Source organism: Sphingobacterium lumbrici (assembly GCF_006476045.1).
GTDB lineage: Bacteria > Bacteroidota > Bacteroidia > Sphingobacteriales > Sphingobacteriaceae > Sphingobacterium > Sphingobacterium lumbrici.
Window position 1 is genome coordinate 25775 of sequence record NZ_SRZY01000033.1, and the last position, 16884, is coordinate 42658.

A 16884-nucleotide genomic window follows, 5' to 3' on the forward strand; every position below is an offset into this window, starting at 1 on the left:
GTGGGGATGTCTGGCTGTTGTCAAAAACCGTTCCATATTTTAAAATTTCCATTGTTTCTTTTGTATTATTTTTATTGTTATTTTCCTTTGAATAATATTTATATCTCTGAAAACCTTTTAGATCAAGAATTGTTTTAAATGTGAGCAATAAATGCTAAATTAGATTAAAATTATGTTACATTAGAAATTATGAGTATCAAAATACGTTTGGATGAAGTAATGGCTAAGAAGAAAGTGTCTTTAAATGAGCTTAGTAATCGGGTTGGTATCACCTTGTCAAATCTTTCCATTCTAAAGAATCAAAAATCGAAAGCGATTCGATTAAGTACGTTAGAAGCTATTTGCAAAGCGCTGGATTGCCAACCGGGTGACATTATTGTTTACGAAGATTAGTAGTTAGATTAACTTTCAAAACGATAACCCCGTAAAAATTCTTCTACTGACATTTTTTTCTTTCCTTCTATCTGGAGTTGTTTAATCGATAGCAATCCATCGCTGCCTGAAAATTTCAGGTATGACTTTCCGTCTGTGTCATACGTGCCGGGTTGGAGTGTGTTATTTTTCTCCTCTTTTTCCGCGATGTAAATTTTTAATACTTTTTTGTCTAAATAGGTAAATGCCGCGGGGTAGGGACTCAAGCCTCTTATTTTGTTATAAATGGTTTGAATGTCGGAATTCCAGTCAATAAGGCAGTCGTCCTTGAATATCTTAGGGGCGTGTTTCAGCTGTGTTTCTATAATATCTTGCTGAGGGATAGGTTGTAGCGTATTTGATTTCAATTCCTGGATAGTTTTAATCAAGGTATTAGCACCTGCGTTCATTAATTTGTCGTGTAGCGAGCCTGCATTGTCATTTTCATCAATGGCTACGCTAGCTGATAATAAGATATTGCCGGTGTCGATTTCATGTTGGAGAAGAAATGTGGTTACCCCAGATTCTTTTTCGCCATTGATAATAGCATGATTAATGGGAGCAGCCCCCCGATATTGCGGAAGTAGAGAGGCATGTACGTTTATGGTTCCTAAAGGGGGCATATTCCATACGACTTCGGGTAACATCCGGAATGCAACGACGACTTGGATGTCCGCTTTAAGAGATCTTAACGTATCGATGAACCCGGTATCTTTTAATTTTTCAGGTTGCAATACAGGGAGATTATTCGCTTCGGCAAATATCTTTACAGCTGATTGATGCAGTTTTTGACCTCTTCCGGCGGGTTTATCGGGGGGCGTTACAACCGCAACTATATTTTCGCCTGCCGCAAGTAGTGCGCTTAAAGAAGCTACGGCAAAATCAGGAGTACCCATGAAAATTATTCTCATATATCTGAAAATTAGTCTTTATATCGTGATTGACAATTGCACTTATTAAGTGGCAAATTTTATTAACTTTGCGAAGTTACAAATTTAATTTAAGCTTGAATTTTCCATTTTTTCTCGCAAAGCGAATCGTGTTTAAAGGACATCGAACTTTCTCGAAGTTGATCGTGAGGGTGACTATCGGTGCTTTAGCGCTGGCTGTAATTGCTATTATACTTTCTGTAGCGATTTTGCGGGGATTTAAAGATGAGGTAACGGCTAAGCAAAGAGGTTTTTTTAGTGATGTGATCATTTCTAAAAATGATCTTAATGACTCGTATGAAAATTCGCCTATTTCTCTTTCACAGGAAAACCTGGACAGAATTGTACAACTCCCCAATGTAGTCGACGTAGTGCCTTTTGCGACAAAAGCAGGGATTATGAACGTGGACGGCGAAGTGGAGGGGGTATTGCTGAAAGGGGTAGACAAGAACTATAATCAATCTTTTCTGGCCCGAACCTTAGTTGCCGGTGATACCTTAAGCTTTGTGAACCCTGATTCGGACACGGAGATATTAATCTCCAAGCTATTGGCCGACAGATTGAATCTAAAAGTAGGTGACGACTTTATCATGTACTTTGTTCAGAAGCCTATCCGTAAACGGAAAATGTTTATTAAAGGTATTTTCCAGACCAATTCAGCAGAATTAGACAAGGTGTATGTAATTGGGTCTTTGGGCTTAATCAGGAAGCTTAATAACTTGGGTACGGCTGATGCGGGTGCTTATGAAGTGCGGATTAAGAATTTTGACAATATAGAGCAAACGACCGTTGCGGTTGATGAAGAATTGCCTGTAGCGTTAAAAGCAACAAATATTATTGAACAATTTCCAGATGTTTTTAATTGGTTGAAGATGCTGGATATGAACGATGATATTATTTTTGTGCTGATGGTGGTCGTGGCGATCATCAATATGATTTCGGCGTTACTCATCTCGATATTGGAACGTACTTCTATGATAGGTATTTTGAAGTCACTAGGTATGGCGAACAGGCAAATCCGAAAGGTATTTCTTTACCATTCCATTTATCTCATCGGATATGGATTGATTATTGGTAATATCATTACGATGGGTTTGTATTTTTTACAAACGAATACCAAGTTTTTTAAACTGGATCCATCGATTTATTATATTGAATATGTTCCCATGTCCATAGCTTGGTATGATGTGGTTCTTTTGAACATAGGGATCGTCCTTATTGCATTGATTGCCCTGTACGTTCCTTCGATGTTGATATCTCGGATTTCACCTATTAAGACCATTCAATTTAAATAATCTACCTCGATTAACGACTCGGGCGCTACGGAGAAAGCTGAATTTTTTGTATATTTCTGCATTTTTAGGGTGATGGATCCGTAACGTATTAAAATAGTTAGCTTTGTATGAATAATTTTTTAGATCATTTAAGTGATGCATTTAGAACACCTCTGACTAATCCTGTATTAGTTTTTGCACTTGTCCTGTTTATTATATTACTCTCCCCGATTATTCTTCGGCCTATTAAAGTACCGGGTATTATTGGTTTTATTTTATTTGGTGTTATCCTCGGTCCTCATGGATTGAATTGGTTGTCAAAGATCGACCAGCAGGCTGTTAATATGACGGGCGTAGATGCGATAGATTTATTTTCGACCATCGGGCTTTTGTATATTATGTTTATCGCCGGGCTGGAATTGGATATGAACGAATTTCAGAAAACGAAAAATAAAAGTGCATTATTTGGATTTTTGACATTTATTATTCCCATATCTATCGGGTTTCCTGTTTGTTATTACTTTCTGGGATATAGTTTGTTGCCTAGTGTTTTGGTCGCCAGTATGTTTGCAACGCATACCCTGGTCTCGTATCCGATCGTAACGAGCTATGGGATCTCTAAGAATGAGGCTGTAGCCATTACAATCGGGGGTACGATACTAACTGATACGGCTGTCTTGATTATATTGGCTGTTATAAAGGGGGTACATCAAGGTAATATAGGTTCGGAATTCTGGGTTACCCTGGGGGTGTCTTTTGCGATATTTCTCTTTATCATGTTTGGACTGATTCCTAGAGTTGCAAAATGGTTTTTTTCACGGATAGAAGGAGAGAAAACTGCACACTATATATTTGTGCTGGCCGTGGTGTTTTTTGCAGCGTTCCTGGCGGAAATTGCAGGTCTTGAACATATTATTGGTGCTTTTGTCGCAGGGCTGGCGCTTAATAAACTGATTCCTCATTCTTCGGCTTTGATGAACCGCATTGAGTTTATCGGAAATGCTATATTTATCCCTTTTTTCCTTATTTCTGTAGGGATGATTGTGGATGTGAGTGTGTTGACAAAAGGGCCTACTGCACTTATCGTTGCGGGTACCTTGACATTGGTGGCTGTTTTAGGGAAGTTTTTTGCAGCAACAGCTACTCAATTCGCATTTAAGTATTCCAAAAGCCAGCGGAACTTAATATTTGGATTAAGCAATGCACATGCCGCGGCTACATTGGCCATTATCATGGTGGGCTACAACAGTAAGTTGATAGACGAGAATGTATTGAACGGTACAATTGTATTAATCCTTTTTACCTGTATAATTGCTTCGTTAGTAACGGAAAATGCCTCTAAAAAGGTGGTATTGGAAGGATATCAGGACGAGCTGCATGTTGAACATGTGCAAGAGAATGATGAACGGATTTTAATTCCTATCGCCAATTTGGATAAGATGGAACCTATATTGGACTTTGCAACACTGATTAAATCTAAAAAATCTCCCCATCCGTTGCATATTTTGAGTGTGGTAACAGATATGGAACAAGGGGAAAGAAATAAAGTGACGGCGCGGGAGAATCTGGATAAGATGGCGATGTACGCATCGGGTGCGGAAACGGAGGTGGAGTTAATTACGGAAATAAACTATAATATAGCCGGTGGTATCAGTAATGCTTCAAGGGAAATTTTTGCAGACTGTCTGATCATGGGGTGGCCTAGTGCGGCGAGTTTTGTCGAGAAAATAGTTGGTGAAAAGACAGAAAGTATATTGAACAGAACAGATACGAATTTATTCATGTGCCGCCTTGATAAGCCATTTATCTTAAATAAATTGATTACTATTTTTGTACCTCCTCTGGCGGAGTCGGAAATGGGGTTTGAATTTTGGATGGAGAAAATGTTGAAATTGTCGCGAGAGCTGTCTCTTCCTATTTCTTTTGTTTGTAATCTACGTACACAAAGTGCATTAGACAGTATGCTGGATAGACTAAATAACAGCGTACCTTGTTCTTTTGAAAATTATGAAGATTGGGATGATATTTATGGGCTTGCTACTTTTTCCAATTCGGATTCGCTCCTTATATTCGTGTCTTCCAGAAATGGAGAGGTGTCTTACAGGGATTCGTTGGACGGTCTTGCAAAACGGGTAGAACGTTATTATCAGAATCAAAATTTAATATTGGTATTTCCGAGTAGACGTGAGAATCTTCATATCGATGAGTATGAAGATATTCAAACTGCACCGATATTTAGGAAGATAAGCAGGGAAATAGGTAATATGTTTGGTAGAGATAAGTAATAGTTTTTTTTGTTTATATATTTCTATTTAGTCACTTATGGGAGGTTGTGCATCAGCGCCCCATAAGGGATTCGGTGTAGGGCCCATTTCCAACTCCAGCTGCCCGCCTTTTAGTAGTTCAGAAGCCGGAAACCACCAATTATCCAGGGGTTTTCCATTGAGATGGGCCTGTTGTACATAGCGGTTTGTTCTGGACGTGTTTTTTGCAATGATGGTAAACCGTTTGCCCCTGCCGTACTGCTCGCCAAGATGGATGTCGACACGTTCAAAGATCGGGCTCCCGATTTCATAAATGGGTTCATGGCGGGTACCTCCGTCGGTTTGAAACAGCCCCAATGCACACATCACAAACCAAGCACTCATCTGCCCCTGATCCTCATCGCCCAAATAGGCATTGGATACCCCGTACCCGTAGTAGCGATCGATAATAGATCTGCTCCACTTTTGTGTTTGCCAAGGTTGGCCCACCCAGTTAAATAAAAAGGCGAAATGCATGGATTGCTGATTGCCCTGCACGACTGGATAATCCCAGTACTGATCTCCCGGTGCGTTGTACCGTAACGGTTCACTGGCTTTAAAACCCCAGGTAAGGCGTTCGATAAATCTGTCCTTTCCGATAATTTTTGCCAATGCAGGCACATCTTGTGGTACAAAGAAGGTCATCTGCCAGGCATTTGCTTCTACGTATTGTATATTACCTCCTGATTTAAAGGGGTCAAAATCTTTTTCCCATTCGCCATTACTGTAGCGTATCCGCGCGTAACCGATCTCCGGATCGATAGCGTTCTTCCACCAATTACCCCTGTCTTTAAATAGTTGGTAATCTACTTCTTTCCCGAGTGATTTAGCTAGCTGTGCTACCGTCCAATCATCGAAGGAATACTCCAATGTATTGGAGAATCGGCCTTTATCGGCTGGTACGTACTTGTGTTCTAAGTAAGCGGCCAAGTCACGATTACCTGCAAGTCCGTTACCTATGCTTTCCGGGAGTGTGGTCTGCATCTTTTTAGTAGCGGCAAACATTTTTTCTATATCAAAGTTCCGTATGCCCATTTGGTAAGCACTGACCAGTAGGGGGATCTCATGTTCGGCAACCATTACCGGAACATATTCCATTCCAGCAGGGCCTTTGGCCAACCAGCCGTTGGCATCGTACATTCCTAATTGGGATTTTACCCAACGCGATGACCACTCGGGAGTAACCAGATTCCAAAGTTGATTGAGGTTCCAAAATGTGTTCCAAAAGGCATCACAGCCCAAGGCAACAGCATCCGGATCGTCAAATTGCCGGATCTGCTCGGTTGCATCTACCCAACGCCCATCCACATCGCTGAAGGTATTACGGCAATATGCACGATACATGTTGGTGTAAAATCGCATTTTTTCCCGTTGATCGTTCGTGTGGACGGCCACACGGGAAAGTATGTCACTCCAGGTCTGGCGGTTGTATTCCCGTACCGCATCGAAATTCCATCCAAATGGCTGTGTGACCTCCTTTTCAAGGTTTTTTCGGGCACCTTCTATATCTACGTAGGAAACTGCGGAACGTACCTGTATAACAGCATTATTCCGGGTGTCGAAAGTGGCAAAATAGCCCAAGCTTTCAGGTCGTTGGGCGGTAATTTCATCGCTTGACAATATGATTTCATCGTTGATCCATCCACCAAAGCCTGTCATATCCTGATCAAATTCGATGACGAAGAAAATGATATAATCCTGATCGCTATCCTGCGACCAAACATGTCTCGTTTGTTGTTTACTGAATCCCTCAATGCGGCGATTACTTATCCGGGTAATCTTACTATCCAGTATGTCGTAATTATATTCTGCCGGAATTTTCAGGTCGATCATCACACGGGAGTCTGTGCCTTTGGGATAGGTATAACGTTGGAAACCACAACGTGTTGTAGAGGTCAATTCGGCTTGTATTCCGTAATCGGTAAGTTCCACTTTATAATAGCCTACATCGGACACTTCACTGGCTTTGTCAAAAGAGGAACGATAAACGGTGCTGTCTTTTTTAAAGATGGATTGATCCCCTATTTTGGTTTTTAGCTTTCCGTGTGTAGGCATGATTCCTAATCCGGCCATCGTCCATTCGTGGATATGGCTGAATGTGCCGATGCTTTCGTAAACCGGATCATAGCCCGACTGCCAGCCCGGATTCTGGTTGTCCGGACTTAGCTTGACCATGCTGAAGGGCATCCAGGGGCCGGGAGCAATCATCCAACGCGAATGTGCCGTCCCCATGCGGGTGTCGATGTAATCTGCGGCATTGGCGATTTTTCTCGGGGAACGGATGACAATGCCTTCGTCAACTGTTTTGCTGTTAATTGAAATTTTATAGCGACTCTTTTGTTCGGATAATACAGCAGGCATAGGTGCTTCAAAAATATAACGACCTTGCTCCAAGGTTTGTTTGAGGATCGTTTTTCCGTCCACTTCTACCCTGACATCCGGTGTACCCTCCAGGTGTTCTATATCAACCAATAAGGGTTGAGTCCTGGTGTCTTGAAGTTGATAATTTGCCACTTCTACTTTACGGAGGTAGGCTTTTCCGATATCTTCGTCCAATGTCGCGTTTTGCGGCCCTTCCAACCGTATGCCGTCGAAAATGAGCCAGGACCCTTCCAGATTTGTCAGGTTGATCTCATTCCCCCCATTTTTTATCATACTCGCTTTTAATGGGATTTCAAAGGTCTGCTTGATCGTTTTGCTGTAGTCTCCGTGGAGAGATTCGTCTCCTCCTCCGCGAGGCAATACAAATTTCCACGATTGCCCATTGACCGTTACCTTAAAATAGGGCGGTTGACTTTTATGGGTGTCCAAAATATCTATGACTAGTTTCCATTCACCTTGTTGTGGTACGGATCGCATGCGAAAAAGGATATTCAGCACATGCGATCGGATACCTGCCGTACCACTTGTGCCTCCCCATGTATCGGCCGGGCCTGGTAAAATATACGGAAAGTCCTGTTTGGGATTTGATTTTCCTACCATATAGAAACGGTCTTCCCATCCAAAATCATGATCCAGAAATTTGGTATGATCGCCTTCGGCAAGAGCAAATTCTTTGGCACTGCCGTCCGGAGCTCCAATCTGCCAAATAACTTTCGTGTTAGGTGTTTTGAAGCTGTATATCAAAACAGCGAGCGTACAAGCAATAATAGTGCTAAAAAAAATCCTTATCATTTTTCTAATTTAAGAATATATTAAGTAATAAAGAAATATGCTATTATCGGTTTTTATTTTTTTGGCAAGGTGATCCATGGAGGTCTGTGCCACAACACCGGTGACGTGATGTTGCGCGTGTACAGTGCAAACTCCACCAGTACACCGGAGCAAATACAGGTCTGTCATTAAAGGTGTGCTTGCGTGTCTTTTTTGTGAGATAAATTAGTTTATTTTTGTATGTACATAGAAATGTATTTATTCTTTTCTGTAAAATCCAAATTAATTTTTAAATTGGTTTACTATTTCACTTGATATGGCAAAATTGAATTTTAAGATAGATCACCAAAGTCCCATACCATTATACATACAAGCGGAAAATCTGTTGCGTAAGCTGATTGAAGCTCCGGAGTATCAGGAGGGGAAACTACTGCCCAATGAAGTTGACTTGGCGAAAGAGCTTGCTATTTCTCGAGCTACATTAAGACAGGCGATCAATAAGCTCGTTTATGAAGAGCTGTTGGTTAGGAAAAAGGGGGTGGGTACTCGTGTGGCAACGGGACAGTCTATCAGTTCCAAATCCAAAAACTGGTTGAGTTTTTCGCAGGAAATGGAAGCTCGCGGTATACCTATTCGAAATTTTGAATTGCATATCAGTTGGGTTTATCCCGATCAGAAGATCGCTAATTTTTTTGATCTGAAAAGTGGACGTAAAGTGCTCAAGCTTGTCCGTTTGCGTGGTCGGCAAGAAGGTCCCTTCGTTTATTTTGAGTCTTACTTCCATCCCCGTATCGGTATGACAGGTGAAGAGGATTTTAAACAGCCACTATACGAAATCTTAGAAAAGGAACATAATACCGTTGCCTATATTTCTAAAGAAGAGATTAGTGCTATCCTGGCTGATGATGCTATGGCCAAGAAACTGGAAACGGAAAAAGGTAGTGCGATATTATTGCGCAAACGCTTTGTTTATGATGCGGCAGAGCGTCTCATCGAATACAATCTAGGTTATTATAAAGCGGATAGTTTTACTTATACTATTGAAAGTCGTCGGGAGTAATCCCTCCTCCCTATTTAGATAGATCGACGCGTGTTCGTCTGTGCGTATATTTGACTTGTGTGTTGCGGTTTGTTCGGTGCATTTGTCTGGTGTATAAAAATGACCGAGTACCGATAGGTGTAGCGAAAGTCGGTCTCATCGGATATAAACCTCTTATTGCCCTATTGTGGTGTGTATATCAATTTCCTGCAAAGGTGCTCTCCCTGATGACCCGGGGAGTGGGATTTTAAATGATCGATGTTGAATTAACATAGAAATATTAATTATTTAATATGTATATACATTGTTGGTAAATATTTTGAGATAAAAAGTTGTTGGCAGAAAAACTACGCAAGAATTGATGCCTGAAAAGGAATTATTGTATTTGAAAATAAAATATTATGAAACAAAAGATATTATTTTTTTTATGCTGGTTATTCTTTGTTAGCTCTTCGTCATTTGCTCAACAGCAGGTGGATAGTTCTGTTAAAGAAATAGTGGTTGTGTTTAAAACACATTTTGATATTGGGTACACGGATTATGCTGAAGCTGTTGTGCAGCAGTATAGTACTTCTATGATGGAAAATGCTTTTAACATCATAGAAAGGAGTAAAGATCGGCTGCCCGAGAAACAATTTGTTTGGACAGTTCCTAGTTGGCCGATGCTGAAAATGATTAATCAGAGTCTCCCTGAGGTCAAGTCAAAAGTAGAGGAGGCTCTCATAAAGGGACGTTTTGTTTTACACGCTTTGCCTTTTACGGTAGAGACCGAATCCAGCGATCCTGAAGCGTTGGTTCGGGGCATGAATATTTCGTCTGCTATTTCACGGAAGTACGGTTTGTCCTTAGCTATAGATGCAAAAATGTCAGATGTGCCAAGTCACTCCTGGATATTGCCGACAATGTTATCTCATGCTGGAGTGAAATTTCTTCAGATAGGTAGTAATGCTGCTCCTCGAACTCCTGATGTACCAATCTTATTTTGGTGGGAGGGGCCTGATGGATCAAAATTGATGACAATGTACTGGAAAGAGAATTATGGTACTTCTTTACTGCCACCTCCAAACTGGCCCTATAAAACTTGGTTAGCGATTATGCAAAATGGGAATAACGCAGGTCCGCCAACGGCAGAGACAATTGATAAATATTTAGCAGAAATCCAGGAAAAAATTCCGAATGCAAAAGTTAGCATTGGCCGAATGTCTGATTTTTATGATGCTATTATGAGAGAGAATCCCTCATTACCTGTTGTTCGCGGAGATATGCCAGACACGTGGATACATGGGTATATGTCTATGCCACGGGAGGTTAAAGATTCCCGTAGGGTTAGTAAGGATCTTTTCTCATTGGAGTCGCTTAATACGCTATATGATATTTGGTCGCCTAAGGGGTATCATATAACGGAGCTGCTATCAGATGCTTACACGAATAAGCTTCTATTTGATGAGCATACTTTCGGAATGGCAATGCCTCATGGTAAAAATGGTACGTGGAGCTATGGAGATGAATTTAAAATGCAACGTGCACAGGGGGCATATACGGATATTGAAAAATCATGGAAGGAGAAAGCTGACCGTGTGTTTTCCGCTGACAGGATTGTTACTCCTTCCTTGAACCGACAATTAAGGGAATTAGCGAATGAGGTTAACATCAAAGGAAAAAGGATTTTTGTTTATAATCCGCTTCCATGGAAAAGAAGTGGATTGGTGACGGTCAAGGCGCCTAGCTCATCCCATAAGGGCAGCGCGATTAAAGATGTTGAAACGGGTGAGATTATTCCCTTTTCAAATGAAAGGAATATCCTTCAGTTTATCGCTAATGATGTACCTGCATCCGGCTATCGGAATTATATATTGGTTGATGAAGTTCCGGAAAATTCAGGAAATGAGCTATTGATAGATGAATTAACCAATACGATAGAGAATAGCTATTTAAAGATCCAATTTGACCCGGCTAAGGGGAGTATCAGTTCAATAGTAGAAAAAAGTTCGGGCAGGGAAATGGTTGATAAAAACGGCGAATTTGGATTTGGACAATATTTATACGAACGTTTTAGTAAAAAAGATGCAGATAGTTACGTAAAAAGCTATATAAAAAGTGGAGATGGTGATCGAGTAGGTAAGCCGAATTTAACAGATGAGCCATACGTATCTGTGAAGGGAAATAACGCAAAAATTATGTTCTCAAAAAATGATGTTTCAGTTGCCGCAACGATGCTTTTTCCGGTATCTGCGAACCTTCCTCACGATTATAGTATTACGGTAAGTTTATACAGAAACAGGCCTAATGTTGAGTTAATCTGGAATATCAATAGTAAACCAGCCGAGTCTTGGCCGGAAGCGGGCTGGATAAGTCTGCCCTTCAATGTTGATGATCCGACATTTAAATTGGCAAGATTGGGTGGAGTGGTAGACCCTGCGAGGGATTTCGTTAAAGGAAGCAATTTTGATTATAATTTCCTTAATTCGGGTATGGCGGTAATTGGTAGAAATGGTCATGGAATAGGGATTTCTACACCTGATGCACCCGGTATTAGCCTTGACAGGCCTGGTTTGTGGAAGTATTCAGCGTATTTTATTCCCGAAAAGCCTAATGTTTTTGTCAATCTCTATAATAATCTTTGGAGCACGAACTTTACAGAATGGATCGAAGGCTCATGGTCTGCAAGGATTGATTTATGGTTTACAGATGATTTTAATAACGAGAAATCGATCATCACACCGTCTGAAGAATCGCGTTCCCCGCTGTTGTCAACGTTGGTAAGTGGTAATGGTGGCGATTTGCCTGCAACTGCCGCAGGGATCCAATTGTCACGAAAAGGAACAATGGTTACAGCATTTGGGAGAAATCCAGATGGGGATGGAACCGTGTTGCGCTTGTGGGAGCAGGCAGGAGTTTCGGGGGATCTTAGAGTAACGTTACCAAAGGGTATAAAGGTATCCAGCGCAATGCCTGTGGATTTAAGGGGGGAGAAGAAAGGAGAACCGATAGAAATAGTATCGGGGGAATTCAGCTATTATGTTAATGCCTATGCTCCGGCCAGTTTTGTGTTACAGTAGATTTTTAGTGATTGCGCTGGTACAGAAGGAATCTAAGAAGATAAATTTGTTTTGCAATATTGTTTAGGTGGCATAGTCAGTGCTTTTGTAATGGTTTGATAGATATATTTCAAATCAGCTGTAGAAATACAATAAGGCGGAACCAGATAGATAATATTTCCTAGTGGACGTAATAAGATCCCCTGACTTAAAAAATAAGGGTATAGGTTTTTATGCTGTTTGTTGAAATAAGAAGTCTTTTGTGTTATCTGTAACTCCAATGCGAGAATGGTGCCGCATTGCCGCACGTTTTTTACGGCTGGATGTACAGCCATTTCTTTTGCAAATTTTTCATGCTCCCTGCAAATTCGCTGTATGTCTTCCTGGGTTTCTTTTTTTAAGAGCAATTCCAGACTGGCTAAAGCTGCTGTGCAAGCCAATGGATTGGCTGTAAATGAATGCCCATGAAATAAGGTTTTGTGCGCATCGTCGGAACAAAAAGCGTCGAAAATTAGATCTGTACATGTGGTCAGCCCCAACGGAAAAGTCCCTCCGGTCAATCCTTTGGAGAAACATATAATATCTGGTTTCTCTGTTAAATGATCTGTTGCAAACAATTTACCTGTACGGCCGAACCCAACAAAGATTTCATCCTGAATCATTAATAGATTCTTCGAACGGCAGTATTTCATCAAAGCACTCAAATCATCGGGATCATGCATCAACATTCCGGCTGCACCTTGTACCAGAGGCTCATATACAAAGCCCGCCAGTTGATCCAGGTGCTGGTCAATAATGTTTTTTAGGAGCGGGAGATTGTCTTTTGTAGGGACATCGATAAAAATGACTTCGAAAAGCATTTCTCCGAACGGCTGTGTCCAGATTCCGCGGCTACTGACAGACATAGCCCCAAACGTATCGCCGTGATAGGCATTGTTAAAAGCTAATATTTTTGTCTTCTTCATTCCTTTATTATGTGCGCATTGAATGCACATTTTTAAGGCTACTTCAATGGCGGTAGAGCCATTGTCGGTATAGAATACCTTGCTTTGATTGTCTGGTAATAGTTGCAGAAGATTTTCGGAAAGGCGTATCGCCGGCTCGTGTGTAAAACCTGCGAAAATAACCTGTTCAAGGGTATGCAACTGTTCAGAAACTTTTTGTGCAATATACGGATGAGCATGCCCATGGAGCGTAACCCACCATGAGGAAACGGCATCTATGTATCGGTTGCCCTTATCGTCAAAAAGATACACACCCTGTCCTCTGACAATAGGAATGATGTCAGAGGCAGTTTTCATTTGTGTATAAGGGTGCCAGTTTACTTTTTTATCCCGGCTTTTTAAATCGTCGTGCATGTAGCTTCTTTTTCTTTAATCATCGGTTGTAATCCCAAATTCTTAAACATTTGCATGTCTTCAGTAATTCCCGGATTTGGGGTGACGAGTAAGGTTTCGCGTTCTCCGGTAAAAATAGAATTAGCTCCGGCCATAAAACACCAGGCTTGCTCTTCTTCCGACATCTCAATGCGTCCGGCACTTAGTCGTACTATTGAGGCGGGCATAATGATTCGAGCGGTAGCAATCATGCGCACCATATCCCAAACAGCTACTTTTGGATGGTCTTCAAGAGGTGTTCCTTTTACACGTGCCAGTGCATTTACGGGAACTGACTCTGGATGTTTGGGCATGGTTGCCAAGGTAAGCAACATAGAAATTCGATCTGTATGCGTTTCACCTAAACCGATGATTCCACCAGAACAAACGGTAATCCCGGCTTTTCGAACGTTGTTGATGGTGTTAATGCGGTTATCAAACTTTCGGGTAGAAATAATTTCATCGTAATATTCTTCCGAAGTATCTAAATTGTGATTATAGGCATAAAGTCCTGCTTCTTGTAATCGTAACGCCTGCTCTTCGGTAAGCATTCCCAATGTACAGCACACTTCAAGACCTAATTCATTCACACCTTTTACCATGTCAATGATGCGGTCAAAATCTCTGTTGTTGCGTACTTCACGCCAAGCTGCAGCCATACAGAACCGGGATGATCCTGCGTCTTTTGCTTTTTGTGCATGAGCAATTACCGTTTCTGTAGGTAACAGTGCCTGTACCTTGATGTCGGTATGATATCGGGCTGCTTGTCCGCAATACGAACAGTCTTCCGGGCATCCACCTGTTTTTACGGAGAGTAACGTACAGACCTGTATCTCCGAAGGTTTGTGCCAATCACGATGGACAGTAGCAGCTTGATAAACCAGTTCTAATAGGGGTTGATGGTAAAGGGTATTAATTTCTTCTTTTGTCCAATCGTGTCTTAATTGTTTTGTTGTTTGCATCTTGTTAGATATTTGTTAGTTTGTTTGCAATTTTTCGGATTTCGATTGATTTGATTGTTTCCAGATCGGGAATATTTAAAATTTGTGTTTGTGTATCCAGCGATTTTTTAATGATTCGACGGCTGTCTTCATCAAAGGTTCCGTTAAAGATGAAAAAGGCCAATGGTATGGTGTTTTTTCGTAAGGTTTCAATCGATAATAAGGTATGATTGATACATCCCAAATAATCTTTAGCTACCAAAGCCACCGGCAGGTTTAATTTTTTTATCAGATCCAGTATGAAAAACTCTTCGGAAAGCGGAACCCATAGGCCTCCGGCTCCTTCAACTATCAAGTGATTTTTAGTGTCGGGCAACGCAAAGTCGTCTGGATGTATTGAAATATCTTCCAGCGATGCCGATTTATGTGGTGAAGCTGCTAGTTTTAGACGGTATCGTTCAGGGTGGATAACGGTCTTGTCATTTGCTAAATTTTTAATAACCATGCTGTCTGTTTGCTCCAGATCTCCGGATTGAACAGGTTTCCAGTAATCGGCCTTTAAATGCTCGACGAGTACCGCTGAACAAATCGTTTTGCCGACACCTGTACCAATTCCGGTTACAAATATTTTTTTTGGAGTTTTCATTTAAATAAAATCCCGGATAATATTGGTTAACTGATTTATTTCTTCTTTTGAATTAAAAGCATGCAGGCAGATACGTAATCGCTCTTCTCCTTCCTTGACAGTAGGACTAACAGCGGCAAAGGTTAAGAACCGTTTGCTCATTAAATGCCGTTGTAGTTTTTTTGCAGCTGAAATACCCGGAATGGGCAGGGTCTGAATCGGGCTTTGGGCATCCGATAGCGTAGGGAGGCCAATACGTCTAAATTCCCTGATATTGTTCTGTAGATTTTGAGCCGGGGTTGAGTTATGTTCCATAAAATCGTACCCCTTTTTAATACTCATTGCATGCAAATCATTACTCCCGGTAGTATAAATAACCGGAGAAGAAAAATTGACTAGATATGAGATGGTTGTTTGATTGCTCAATATAGCTGCTCCATGCATTCCCAGCGCTTTGCCGTAGGTCACAACGGTGGCAAATATTTTTTTCTGTAAGTTTTTTTTGGCAACCAGCCCATACCCGAACACGCCGAATGCATGCGCTTCATCTACAATCAAGCATGCCTGGTACCGATTAGCCAGTTCTGTAAGCTCTTCTAAAGGAGCAAAATCGCCTTCCATTGAATATAAGCTTTCAACTGCTATAAAACAGGAGCCTTTTACCTCTTTTAATAATTTTTCTAGATGGTTTAGATCATTATGGGCAAATTTTAATCTTCGGGCAGGGGATAGTCTTGCACCATCACGTACGGATCTGTGCACAAATTCATCCATCAAAACAGTATCTCCGTGTTGCGGTATGGAAGAAAAAAAAGCCATATTTGCCAAGTAACCCGATGGTAAAAGTAATGCGCTTTCTACACCGTGTTTTTTCGCTAAGAAGGCTTCGGCTTCCATCATGAAGTCTGTATTTCCACTTATCAATCGTGATCCTGTAGCTCCTTTTAAAAGATAAGGCTGTTTATTTATTTCTTTTAGAAGCATTTCTTGAAGCAGAACGTTCTGTGTGAATCCTAAATAATCATTCGAATAAAAATCAATGCCTTTATCTGGTGGTTTTAACCGTCTCAGGATATCTTTTTGCGTTCGGTCTTCTAAAGCCTGATTAAGTCTTACGAGTGTATTAAGCATGAAATATTTCTTTTTCAATAACGGTAATCCAGTCATCAAATAGTTTTTGTTCCGATGCTAGAATAGGAATGGAATGTCTTTCCCAATCCGTATGAAAGGTGTTAAGTTGCTGTATCATCTCTTCGAGATGGCCTTCTTCTTCCACGATGATTGATTTTACCATCACTTTGTGATTTTGTTCGGTAAGCACTTCTTGGTATCGGGGGTAAAGTTCGTCTGCACGTACTTCGATGGCATACGTGACAAATAAATAGGCCGCATATTTTAATGCACTTCCCTTCAATTGAAAATTTTCTTTCAGGTAGCGACAGGTTTGAATGTCTAAGGCGTGCAAATAATACCGAGTTGCATTTGCAGCCAGTAATTCATTATTATTATAGGTCAAACAGCTATGCGAATTGATTTTACCAATTTGCTTTTTTAAATAATAAGCATGACGGTGTTCTTCGGCAGCATGTTTGAGCTGAATGATATCAACGTTTGTAGGATGCTCGCATAAAGAGATTTTTCTCGCACCTGCATTTTCCATAAAAGATAAGGTGTTGAGCCATTTTGCATGCAATTCATTGTTATTTACAAGGTGTCGTAGTATACTGTACATATATATCCTCAATTTGCGTCAAAAGTAGAATCTTGTTGACGAATCAAATGGTGCCACTTTTAA

At 40.9% G+C, this 16884-nt stretch carries 12 protein-coding genes; 5 read left to right on the top strand and 7 right to left on the bottom strand.

The window, feature by feature from the left end; genetic code table 11:
• Nucleotides 1–189 precede the first annotated feature (189 nt).
• Nucleotides 190–393: a helix-turn-helix domain-containing protein gene (locus E4F24_RS13390; RefSeq protein ID WP_140939616.1), complete on the top strand. Its 204-nt coding sequence runs from the start codon at nt 190–192 to the stop codon at nt 391–393.
• A gap of 8 nt (nt 394–401) precedes the next feature.
• On the opposite strand, the gene fmt is transcribed toward E4F24_RS13390, so the two are convergent.
• Nucleotides 402–1322, bottom strand: coding sequence for a methionyl-tRNA formyltransferase (fmt, locus tag E4F24_RS13395; RefSeq protein ID WP_140939617.1), 921 nt, complete (start codon nt 1320–1322; stop codon nt 402–404).
• Nucleotides 1323–1417: 95 nt separating this feature from the next.
• On the opposite strand from fmt, the gene E4F24_RS13400 reads away from it, so the two are divergent.
• Together E4F24_RS13400 and E4F24_RS13405 are read left to right on the top strand one after the other, a co-directional pair.
• Nucleotides 1418–2635, top strand: coding sequence for an ABC transporter permease (locus E4F24_RS13400; protein WP_140939618.1), 1218 nt, complete (start codon nt 1418–1420; stop codon nt 2633–2635).
• 107 nt (nt 2636–2742) lie between these two features.
• Nucleotides 2743–4899: a cation:proton antiporter gene (locus E4F24_RS13405; protein ID WP_140939619.1), complete on the top strand. Its 2157-nt coding sequence runs from the start codon at nt 2743–2745 to the stop codon at nt 4897–4899.
• 27 nt (nt 4900–4926) lie between these two features.
• Here E4F24_RS13405 and E4F24_RS13410 read toward each other — a convergent pair whose 3' ends face one another.
• A complete protein-coding gene (locus tag E4F24_RS13410; RefSeq protein ID WP_140939620.1) occupies nt 4927–8091 on the bottom strand; it encodes a GH92 family glycosyl hydrolase in 3165 nt (1054 codons plus the stop codon).
• Between the two features lie 295 nt (nt 8092–8386).
• Between E4F24_RS13410 and E4F24_RS13415 the strand changes: the two genes are divergently transcribed.
• Together E4F24_RS13415 and E4F24_RS13420 are read left to right on the top strand one after the other, a co-directional pair.
• Complete coding sequence (locus E4F24_RS13415; protein ID WP_235891231.1) at nt 8387–9130, top strand: GntR family transcriptional regulator; 744 nt, start codon at nt 8387–8389, stop codon at nt 9128–9130.
• 380 nt (nt 9131–9510) lie between these two features.
• Entirely contained in the window at nt 9511–12168 is a 2658-nt protein-coding gene (locus E4F24_RS13420; RefSeq protein WP_140939621.1) for a glycoside hydrolase family 38 N-terminal domain-containing protein, read from the top strand.
• 32 nt (nt 12169–12200) lie between these two features.
• Here the strand turns inward: E4F24_RS13420 and bioA are convergent, their stop codons facing one another.
• Genes bioA through E4F24_RS13445 form a run of 5 tightly spaced genes read right to left on the bottom strand, consistent with a single transcriptional unit; the run spans nt 12201 to nt 16821 of the window.
• Nucleotides 12201–13505 (bottom strand): adenosylmethionine--8-amino-7-oxononanoate transaminase, encoded by a 1305-nt coding sequence (gene bioA / locus E4F24_RS13425; RefSeq protein ID WP_140939622.1) that lies wholly within the window; start codon nt 13503–13505, stop codon nt 12201–12203.
• Nucleotides 13490–14485: a biotin synthase BioB gene (bioB, locus tag E4F24_RS13430; RefSeq protein WP_140939623.1), complete on the bottom strand. Its 996-nt coding sequence runs from the start codon at nt 14483–14485 to the stop codon at nt 13490–13492. The genes bioA and bioB overlap by 16 nt, the downstream gene beginning before the upstream one ends.
• Nucleotides 14486–14489: 4 nt before the next feature.
• Nucleotides 14490–15110, bottom strand: a complete 621-nt coding sequence (gene bioD / locus E4F24_RS13435; protein WP_140939624.1) for a dethiobiotin synthase — start codon at nt 15108–15110, stop codon at nt 14490–14492.
• Nucleotides 15111–16220 carry an aminotransferase class I/II-fold pyridoxal phosphate-dependent enzyme gene (locus tag E4F24_RS13440; protein WP_140939625.1) on the bottom strand — a complete coding sequence of 370 codons (1110 nt, stop codon included), beginning with the start codon at nt 16218–16220 and terminating at the stop codon, nt 15111–15113.
• Nucleotides 16213–16821: a hypothetical protein gene (locus E4F24_RS13445; RefSeq protein WP_140939626.1), complete on the bottom strand. Its 609-nt coding sequence runs from the start codon at nt 16819–16821 to the stop codon at nt 16213–16215. The genes E4F24_RS13440 and E4F24_RS13445 overlap by 8 nt, the downstream gene beginning before the upstream one ends.
• Nucleotides 16822–16884: the final 63 nt, after the last annotated feature.

Coding starts and splice junctions, on each gene's coding strand:
- E4F24_RS13415 (WP_235891231.1), top strand. CDS start 8,387: ATGGCAAAATTGAATTTTAAGATAGATCACCAAAGTCCCATACCATTA.
- E4F24_RS13405 (WP_140939619.1), top strand. CDS start 2,743: ATGAATAATTTTTTAGATCATTTAAGTGATGCATTTAGAACACCTCTG.
- bioA (WP_140939622.1), bottom strand. CDS start 13,505: ATGCACGACGATTTAAAAAGCCGGGATAAAAAAGTAAACTGGCACCCT.
- E4F24_RS13410 (WP_140939620.1), bottom strand. CDS start 8,091: ATGATAAGGATTTTTTTTAGCACTATTATTGCTTGTACGCTCGCTGTT.
- E4F24_RS13390 (WP_140939616.1), top strand. CDS start 190: ATGAGTATCAAAATACGTTTGGATGAAGTAATGGCTAAGAAGAAAGTG.
- E4F24_RS13440 (WP_140939625.1), bottom strand. CDS start 16,220: ATGCTTAATACACTCGTAAGACTTAATCAGGCTTTAGAAGACCGAACG.
- bioB (WP_140939623.1), bottom strand. CDS start 14,485: ATGCAAACAACAAAACAATTAAGACACGATTGGACAAAAGAAGAAATT.
- E4F24_RS13445 (WP_140939626.1), bottom strand. CDS start 16,821: ATGTACAGTATACTACGACACCTTGTAAATAACAATGAATTGCATGCA.
- E4F24_RS13420 (WP_140939621.1), top strand. CDS start 9,511: ATGAAACAAAAGATATTATTTTTTTTATGCTGGTTATTCTTTGTTAGC.
- bioD (WP_140939624.1), bottom strand. CDS start 15,110: ATGAAAACTCCAAAAAAAATATTTGTAACCGGAATTGGTACAGGTGTC.
- fmt (WP_140939617.1), bottom strand. CDS start 1,322: ATGAGAATAATTTTCATGGGTACTCCTGATTTTGCCGTAGCTTCTTTA.